Source organism: Collinsella aerofaciens (genome assembly GCF_039752985.1).
Classification (GTDB): domain Bacteria; phylum Actinomycetota; class Coriobacteriia; order Coriobacteriales; family Coriobacteriaceae; genus Collinsella; species Collinsella aerofaciens_BT.
In genome coordinates this window covers 20130-28605 of record NZ_JBDMHA010000027.1, presented here as the reverse complement: position 1 = coordinate 28605, position 8476 = coordinate 20130, and the positions used below count along the sequence as shown (strand labels likewise).

Sequence of the window (8476 nt, the reverse complement as noted above, 5' to 3'; positions counted from 1 at the left end):
ACAGGTGAACCGTCATGGGGCGGCCGGAATCGAGCGGCGAAATAGGCAGGTTGATGGCCTGGCCCATGGTGTAGAGCACCACCGCGGTCTCGCCAATGGCACGGCCGATGGCGAGGACGATGCCCGTGGCAATACGGCCAAAGGCAGAAGGAAGCACGATCTTGGAGACAACCTGCCACTTGGTGGCGCCCAGGCCGTACGCGCCCCAACGGATATAGCGCGGAACGGCGCGAATGGCCTCTTCGGTGGTGCGCATGACGATGGGGAGCATCAAGAGCGCGAGTGCCAGAGCGGCAGAGACCATCGAAAGGCCCAGGCCCATAGCCTCGACAAACAAGGCGTAGCCAAACAGGCCCATAACGATGGAGGGCACCGAGGCCAAAGCGTCAGCAGCGTAGCGAATGAGCTCGACGACCTTGCCCTGCTTGGCGTACTCGGCCAGATAGACGGCTGCCAGCACAGCGATCGGCGTGCAGATAAGCATGGCGAGCGCCGTCACGTAGACGGTCGAGACGATCGTGGGCCAAATTCCGCCCTCGGCGTTGACGCCCTGGGGCCAACCGAAGATAAAGTCGAGCGAAATGTGTGGCAGGCCGTTGATGACCACGTAGGCGATGATAGCGACCAGCACCAGCGTGGTGATGTAGGCAGCGGCACGGAACACGCCAAGCATGATCTTGTTGGACAGGTCCTTGTTGATGCGGCCCTTCTTGCCGTGGGAAAGGGCACGCTTGATGCGCTCGCGCGACGAGGTCGCATCGACCGTCGCGTCAACGGAATCGGACATAGCCTACCCCCTCTTCTTCTTGGAAATCAGACGGACGATGCCCACCAGTGTGGCGGAGATGATAAACAGGACCACGCCCATGCCGAACAGCGCCGAGCGGTGCAGACCCGAGGAATAGCTCATGTCGAGCGCAATCTGGCTCGTGAGCGTCGAGATGGGGCTCGCAATGCTATCGGGAATAACCGGGGCGTTACCCACGACCATGAGCACGGCCATGGTCTCGCCGATGGCACGGCCCATACCCAGCACGATGGCATCCACGATACCCAGCTTGGCGGCAGGTAACACGACCTTATAGATGGTCTGCCACTTGGTGGCGCCCATGGCATACGATGCCTCGCGAATGCCCATGGGAATGGAATTGAGAGCATCGATGGTGAGCGTGGTGATGGTAGGGACGATCATGATGGCGAGCACAAACCACGCCGTCAGCGCACCAAAACCAAGGCCGCCGGTCAGTTGTGCGATAAACGGGCGGATGATGATCATGCCAAAGAAGCCGTAGATGATGGAGGGTATGCCCGCCAGCAGGTCAACGGCGGGGCTGATGAGCTTGCGCACGCGCTTGCTGGCAATCTCGACCAGGTAAACGGCCGTACCCACGCCCAGCGGCACGCCCATGGCGAGCGCACCGACGGTCACCAGACCCGAGCCGGCAAGCAGCGACAAGATGCCGTAGTGGCCCTCGGAAGGCGCCCACGTAAAGCTAAAGAAGTCCGCCAGACCGATGTCAGTAAAGACGGGCAGCGCCGAGTACGTGGTAAAGACAAAAATCAGGATGACGGTAACGACCGCCAAAAACGCGCAGGCAAAGAAGATCCACTGCAGCGCCTTCTCCTTGATATAGGTACTGCGCGATACGAGCGCCAGCTCGCGCTTCTTGGGTGCCTGAGCATTCTGCTCAGTCTGGGAGTTTTCCTGTGCTTCCATGCTACTCACTCCCCTTCTCGTCGTTGGTGACGGGAATAAAGCCCGCCTCGCGAATCTGCTTGTCCATCTTTTCGGACGTCACGTAGTCGATGTAATCCTGCGCCTGCTGCGAAGGCGCACCCTTCACAAAGAAGTAAAGGTCGCGCGAGATGGGATAGCCGCCACTCGCGACCGTCTTCTCGGACGCCTCAACATGATTGACCGAGACAGCCTTGACCGAGGTCTTGGCGTTGAGGCTATCGACGAAGCCCAGCGAAATGTAGCCGATGGCCCCACGCGAACGAGATACCACGTCGCGCACCTGGCCCGTACCCGAAAGAACAGCCGAGCGGCGATCGAACGGCGTGCCATCCATCACGATGGTACGGAAGGCCTCGCGCGTACCGGACGCCTCGTCTCGGTTGATGACCTGAATCCTCAGGTCCTCGCCACCGACCTCTTTCCAATTGGTAATCTTGCCGGCGTAGATATCGCGGAGCTGCTCGGTCGAGAGGTTATCGACGGGGTTGTCGTCGTTCACGATGACCGCAATACCGTCGTGGGCAATGACGATGGGAGTCAGGCCCAGATCCTGTTCGTCGGCATTGAGTCCACGGGAGGAGCTGGCGATATCGGCCGTGCCGGCGCTGACGGCCTCGATCCCAGCGGAAGAACCCAAACCGGAAACGAGCACGTCGATGCCGGTCTCCTCCTTAAAGCCCTCGGCCGCAATCTCGGCGATAGGAAGGCAGGTCGTGGAGCCGGCCACGGTAATGGAAGAGGTCGAAGATCCCGAAGAACAGGCGCACAGCGTAAGCGTAAGCACAGCGGCGCTCAGAACCGATACGATCTTTCTCATAGCATCACGCCGATCGCAGCATGGCGCCCACAGGTGCCGTCCTCGTTACGGTAGGAATAAAAGCGGTCGTTCTGACGCACGGTCGAAAGCTGGGTATCCACGATATTATCCGCGTCGACACCGACATCTACCAGCGCCTCGCGAATGGCAGCGGAAAGATCAAGCATGCGAGAGGTATTCGCATCGATGCAAGAGAACTCGGCGGCAAAGCGATCCATGAGTTCCTGGGATACCTCATATTCGTCACCTAAGATATGGGGGCCGATATAGGCGGAAACGTCGCTCGCATCGCAACCGGCAGCATCGCAAAGCGCCTGGCACGCCTTGGCGGAAATACGTGCAATCGTGCCCTTCCAACCGGAGTGCACCACGGCAAATCCGCCGGGGGCCACCAGCACCACGGGAACGCAGTCGGCAAAGCAGAGCAGCACGGGCACGTTATGCGCCGTGCAGACGATGGCATCACAGCCCTCGGCAATCTGCTCGCGAACGTCCTCAAGGTCATCGGCGCCGTTCGAGGTCACCGCAACGATATGATCACCATGGACCTGATTGGGAACGAGCAGGTTGTGCTCGCACTCGGCGGCACCCATAGCCTCGAGCGCACGACGACGATTTTCTTGAACAGCAAAGGGGTCATCGCCAACATGCGAGCCCAAGTTGAGTGAGGAGTACGCATCTTCGGAAACGCCACCGGCGCGCTCGGTGAAGGCAAAGCGAACATCGGATGTCGCGCCCTCCACCAACGTAACTCCATCATGGTCGACACGCGAAACTTTGTCCGCACGTGCTGCCATACTAAAGCCTCCTAATAACACAAGTACCGCGGCATCGCCGCTACAGCCCGCGTTTATACGGCTGTCATACTTCTCTAAAAGGATACCTGCTGCGCTGGAGGCAATCGTAAAGGGAACGTAAAGAGATTGGAGGTTCTAGTTTACAAAGTCGAAATAAAAAGGGCGCGTCCATACGGACACGCCCCTGCGCACAACAATGCAAAGAACGACTTAGAAGCTACCGCGCTTCAGGAAGTCGGGAAGCTCGAACTGATCGTTGCCGAAGTTAGGAAGCTCGGTGCCACCGACGTTGCGGGTCGGAGCGGCCTGAGCCGGGCTCGTGGCAGGAGCGGTGCGCTGCGGCTCAGCGGAGGCAGCGGCCTTGCTCTGAGACTGCTGAGCAGCAAAGAGCTCGTCCTGACGGTTGACGTTGGAGTCGGAGAAGCCCGTAGCGATGACGGTGATACGCACCTGATCGCCCAGGGACTCGTCGACAACGGTACCGAAGATGATGTTGGCCTCGGGGTCGACGGCGTTGGCGACAACGTCGGCGGCGTCGCTGATCTCCTGGATGCCCAGGTCCTTGGAACCGGCGATGGAGAGCAGCACGCGCGTGGCACCATCGATGGAGCTCTCGAGCAGCGGGCTGGAGATGGCCTGCTGGGCAGCGTCGACGGCACGGGTGTCCCCAGAAGAGGTACCGATACCCATCATGGCGGTACCGGCCTGCTTCATGATGGTCTTAACATCGGCGAAGTCCAGGTTGATGATACCGGGGACGGTGATGAGGTCGGTGATGCCCTGGGTGCCCTGGGAAAGGACGCCATCGGCAATCGCGAAGGCCTCGAGCATGGTGGTCTTCTTCTCGGCGATGTCGAGCAGCTTATCGTTAGGGATGACGATCATGGTGTCGACGCAATCGGAGAGGGTCTTAATGCCCTCCTCGGCGCTCTTCTTGCGCTTGCGGCCCTCGAAGGTGAAGGGCTTGGTCACGACGGCGACGGTCAGCGCACCGACCTCGTTCATCGCGATATCGGCAACGATGGGAGCAGCGCCGGTACCGGTGCCACCGCCCTCGCCGCAGGTGATGAACACCATGTCGGCACCAGCGAGCGCCTCGGCAATGTCGTCGCGGGACTCATCGGCAGCCTTGCGGCCAACCTCGGGGTTGGCGCCGGCGCCCAGGCCGCGGGTAAGGTCGGTGCCGATGTGCACCTTGATATCGGCATCAGAGATCGCGAGTGCCTGAGCATCGGTGTTGATGGCAACAAACTCGACGCCGCGGATGCCCTCTTCGATCATTCGATTGACCGCGTTGGTACCGCCGCCGCCGACGCCGACCACCTTAATGACGGCAAGGTAGTTGTTGATCTCTGTCTCGTGCATGTCGGTCCTCCGAACAAAGGTTATAGCCATAGCATGGGTCGACCCCTGCGCACATTAACCTTCAGGTTGAAAGTAAATGCAAAGGTAAACCGTATTATGTTTGCACATTATGAACGTATCAGTCAAATAATTGACCGTGAAAACCAAACAAACCAGATAAACGGCGTGGTATGGCCCCTCAACAAAGCATCAACCAGCGCTACGAGGTCGGAGCGTTCCTAAATGTATAGTTACCCGGAGAGCGCACATTGATATACGTTACGCCCTCTACCTGCGAAAGCAGCTTGGTGACTACGCGCTCCTTCTTGACGATATCGTTCGAATCGCCCAGCGACACCTCAATGCCGTTATTGAGGTTTGCCGAGATGGCTTCGACCGAAGGCGTGGAAATATCCTTGACTTGTCCCAAGAACTCGCTCGAAAAACCACGCACATAATCCAAGCCAGCCTTAACGGCCTTGGAGCTCACTGCCTGGCCGGAAACCGGAGCGACATCCGCCGAGACATCAGTCAACAACACCGCGCCATAGTGCTTAGCGAGCGCCAGCGCGGCATCAATGCCGGTCAGGGTATTTGAGCCCTGTCCCGTCGTGATGACGTTGCCCTGGTCATCCACTTCGACCGACGTCGACAGCGGGGCGATCCAGGTGTCATCATCCCCGATGGCCCAGGCAAGGTCATCGGAGCTGATATAGGCAATTGCAATGACCTTGCGCTCCATCGGCGTAATGATGAGCGTATGTGGGAACTGACGCTGGACATCCACGCCCGAGACCCACGGGTTCTGCTTGAGGTCCTCGGTAATCTGGTCGGGATCGACGTTAAAAAGCGACGTTCCCTCGGGCAAATCGATCAGCTGGATAGCATCGTGCTTCGTCACATGCTCGCTGCCTTGAATCTGAATATCGGTGGCGGTAAACAATCCAGAGTTAATCACCACGATAGCAACGACGACGAGCACGGCCAAGACGGCCAAAACGCCGCCCACGATTTTGCCTTTGCCTGTAACGACAGAAGCGGCGTCTGATGTTTTATTTGCCATCGCCCTAAGTAAAGACAACGGGTTGACGCCTTTTTTACCCGAAGGCTTCTTGGCGGTAGCCGGCACCGATGTCAGCGAGCGCGGTTTCGATGCGCCCAGCGTGCGACTCGGACGCGCCGCCTTAGTTCCTGTCGAGGGCTTAGGAGTTGCCATAGGACGGGCAGGCTTGGCGCCCATAACAGGCTTTGACGTCACCGAGGGACGCGAGGACTTTTTTGCGGCCGGACGATTACCGAGCTGCGAGCCGACAACCGGACGACTGGTCTGTCGAGCATGCCCGACAGGCTTAGAGTGCGCGACGATATTGCGTTGAGGTTTGGCAGGCGCGCCGGAACGCCCTCCGGCGCGGCGGAAGGTGGGTTTCGATGCTCTAGAAGCCGAGGAATTTAACTTCCGGTCTGAGCTCGATGCCATACGCCTCCCTCACCTTTCCGTGCACATGTCTGATAACCGCGGCAACGTCATCGGCCGAGGCAGTTCCGTTATTAACGATAAAATTAGCGTGAACGGGCGAAACTTCCGCGCCGCCAATCGAAAAACCCTTTAATCCACAATCCTCGATAAGCTTGCCCACGCTCGCATCGGGCGGGTTGCGAAAGACCGACCCGCAGGATGCGCGACCCATGGGCTGTGTACGCTTGCGCCTCGTCAGGTACCGCTCCATGCGCTCGCGAATGTCGGCCTTGGGCGCCGGTTTAAGCTTGAGCACGCACTCGAGGATGATCTCATTGCGGGGAAGGCTACATTCGCGGTAGCCCCAAGTGATCTCGGACCCCGCATAATGTTTGATACCGGATGCCGGGTCAAACGTTACGACATCCTCAACCAGCGAGCCAATCCACTCGGTCCGTGTGCCGGCATTCATAGATATCGCACCGCCAACCGAACCAGGGATGCCAACGGCAAACTCAAGGCCCGAGAGGCTACGCGACAGGGCATCGTTGACCAGGCGCGCAAACATCACGCCCGCACCGACCGTCAGCGTACAACCGTCATCGGCAACAACCGTGCGCTGAAACTCACGTCCGAGCGAAATGACGGCGCCGCGATAACCGCCATCGGCAACCAGCAGATTGGAGCCCTTGCCGATGATGACCCACGGCACCTGCTCGCGATCGAGCACCGCCACGGCGCGGCGGAGGGCATGATAGCTATGGCACGTCACAAAGAGGTCGGCCTTGCCGCCGATACGATAGCTCGTATGACGCGCAAGGCGCTCGTCCTCGATCACATCCGTGTCGATCATGCCCGAGAGCGCCATGACGGCGTTAAACAGACCCATTAGACTTAAGCGTCTTTCTTGGCAGTCAGATACTCAATGAACTCGGGACCGACGGTCGTAACGTCACCGGCACCCATAGTGAGCAGCAGGTCGCCCTCGCCCACCATCTGCTCGAGCTCCTGATTGAGCTCAAGACGGCTGGAGCAGTACACGACCTCCTTGCCAGGATGCTTGGCGCGCACGGTATCGGCGAGCATCTTAGAGGTGACACCCGGAATGGGCATCTCGCCAGCCGAGAACACATCAATCAGCAGCAGTTTATCGGCATTGGCAAATGCATCGGCAAAGTCGTCGCACAGGGCCTGCAGGCGCGAATAGCGGTGCGGCTGGAACACGACGTCGACGTGCTTGTAACCCAGCGACGAAGCAGCAGCAAGCGTCGCCTTGATCTCGGTGGGGTGATGGCCGTAATCATCGACCACGGTGATGCCATCGATATCGCCCACGTGGGTAAAGCGACGGCGGACGCCCTCAAAGCTCGAGAGCGCCTTGGCGGCGGCGTCGATGTCAAGGCCCAGGACATGGGCGACGGTGAGCACCGCCGTGGCGTTGAGCATGTTGTGGCGACCGGGATTGCTCTTGATCTCCACAGCGTGCTCAGTGCCGTCCTCAAAGCGAACGATAAAATCGCTCTGGATGCCCTTGACATCCGGGTGCATGCAGACGATGTCGTTGCTCTCGGCAAAGCCGTAGGAAAGCACGTGACGACCCGTCGACTTGGCGAGCTCGACCAGATGCGGGTCCTCACCGCAGACGATGACGGTGCCGTCCTCGCCCACCAGGCTCATGAATTTGGCGAAAGTTGCCTCGATCTCCTCGATACCCGAGTAGTGATCGAGGTGGTCGGCCTCGACGTTGGTCACGATGACCACGTTGGGGTTCAGGAACAGGAAGGAGCTGTCGGACTCGTCGGCCTCAGCGACAAAGTAGTTGCCCGAGCCGTTCTTGCCGTTCGTGTCATAGCCCTCGACGATGCCACCGATCAAGAAGCTCGGATCCAGACCCATGCGGTCGAGCATGGTGGCGCACATCGAAGACGTGGTGGTCTTGCCATGCGTGCCGGCAACAGCGACGGTGGTGTAGCCGTGGCCCAAAGCAGAGAGCATCTTGGCACGGGGCCACACGGGAATACCAAGCTCGCGAGCGCGCACGAGTTCAGGGTTGGACTCCGGAATAGCGGTGGAGACAACAACCACGTCGGGCTTGACCTCGTCGATCGTGGCGGCCTCATGGCCCACATGCACCTTCACACCAGCGCGGGTAAGCTGGCGGATATAACGTGACGTCTTAAGGTCGGAGCCGGTAACGGCATAACCGCGCTCGTGCAGAACGAGGGCGATGCCGCTCATGCCGGCGCCGCCGATACCGATAAAGTGAGCGCTCTTAAACTCGGGCGCGGAGGTTGCAGTCTGGGAATCAGCCATGTGCTCGTGTA

Annotated in this window: 8 protein-coding genes; all 8 read right to left on the bottom strand. The window is 59.5% G+C overall.

What is annotated here, in order from left to right; all coding sequences use genetic code 11:
- Positions 1 to 787, bottom strand: a 787-nt coding sequence (gene pstA / locus ABHR76_RS05135; protein WP_346976976.1) for a phosphate ABC transporter permease PstA, incomplete at its 3' end; no start/stop codon positions are given.
- A gap of 3 nt (positions 788 to 790) precedes the next feature.
- Positions 791 to 1717, bottom strand: a complete 927-nt coding sequence (gene pstC / locus ABHR76_RS05130) for a phosphate ABC transporter permease subunit PstC (protein WP_346976975.1) — start codon at positions 1715 to 1717, stop codon at positions 791 to 793.
- 1 nt (position 1718) lies between these two features.
- Entirely contained in the window at positions 1719 to 2555 is an 837-nt protein-coding gene (locus tag ABHR76_RS05125; protein ID WP_055251678.1) for a phosphate ABC transporter substrate-binding protein, read from the bottom strand.
- Entirely contained in the window at positions 2552 to 3352 is an 801-nt protein-coding gene (locus ABHR76_RS05120) for a purine nucleoside phosphorylase YfiH/LACC1 family protein (protein WP_138374476.1), read from the bottom strand. The genes ABHR76_RS05125 and ABHR76_RS05120 overlap by 4 nt, the downstream gene beginning before the upstream one ends.
- Before the next feature lie 210 nt (positions 3353 to 3562).
- A complete protein-coding gene (gene ftsZ / locus ABHR76_RS05115) occupies positions 3563 to 4717 on the bottom strand; it encodes a cell division protein FtsZ (RefSeq protein WP_022094491.1) in 1155 nt (384 codons plus the stop codon).
- A 199-nt stretch (positions 4718 to 4916) separates the two neighbouring features.
- The gene (locus ABHR76_RS05110) at positions 4917 to 5705 is read right to left on the bottom strand and encodes a cell division protein FtsQ/DivIB (RefSeq protein WP_022094490.1); all 789 of its coding nucleotides are present in this window, start codon (positions 5703 to 5705) and stop codon (positions 4917 to 4919) included.
- A 424-nt stretch (positions 5706 to 6129) separates the two neighbouring features.
- On the bottom strand, positions 6130 to 7041 hold the full coding sequence (murB, locus tag ABHR76_RS05105; RefSeq protein ID WP_006234257.1) for a UDP-N-acetylmuramate dehydrogenase: 912 nt from the start codon (positions 7039 to 7041) through the stop codon (positions 6130 to 6132).
- Positions 7042 to 7046: 5 nt separating this feature from the next.
- Complete coding sequence (murC, locus tag ABHR76_RS05100; RefSeq protein ID WP_346976974.1) at positions 7047 to 8465, bottom strand: UDP-N-acetylmuramate--L-alanine ligase; 1419 nt, start codon at positions 8463 to 8465, stop codon at positions 7047 to 7049.
- Between the last annotated feature and the right edge of the window lie 11 nt (positions 8466 to 8476).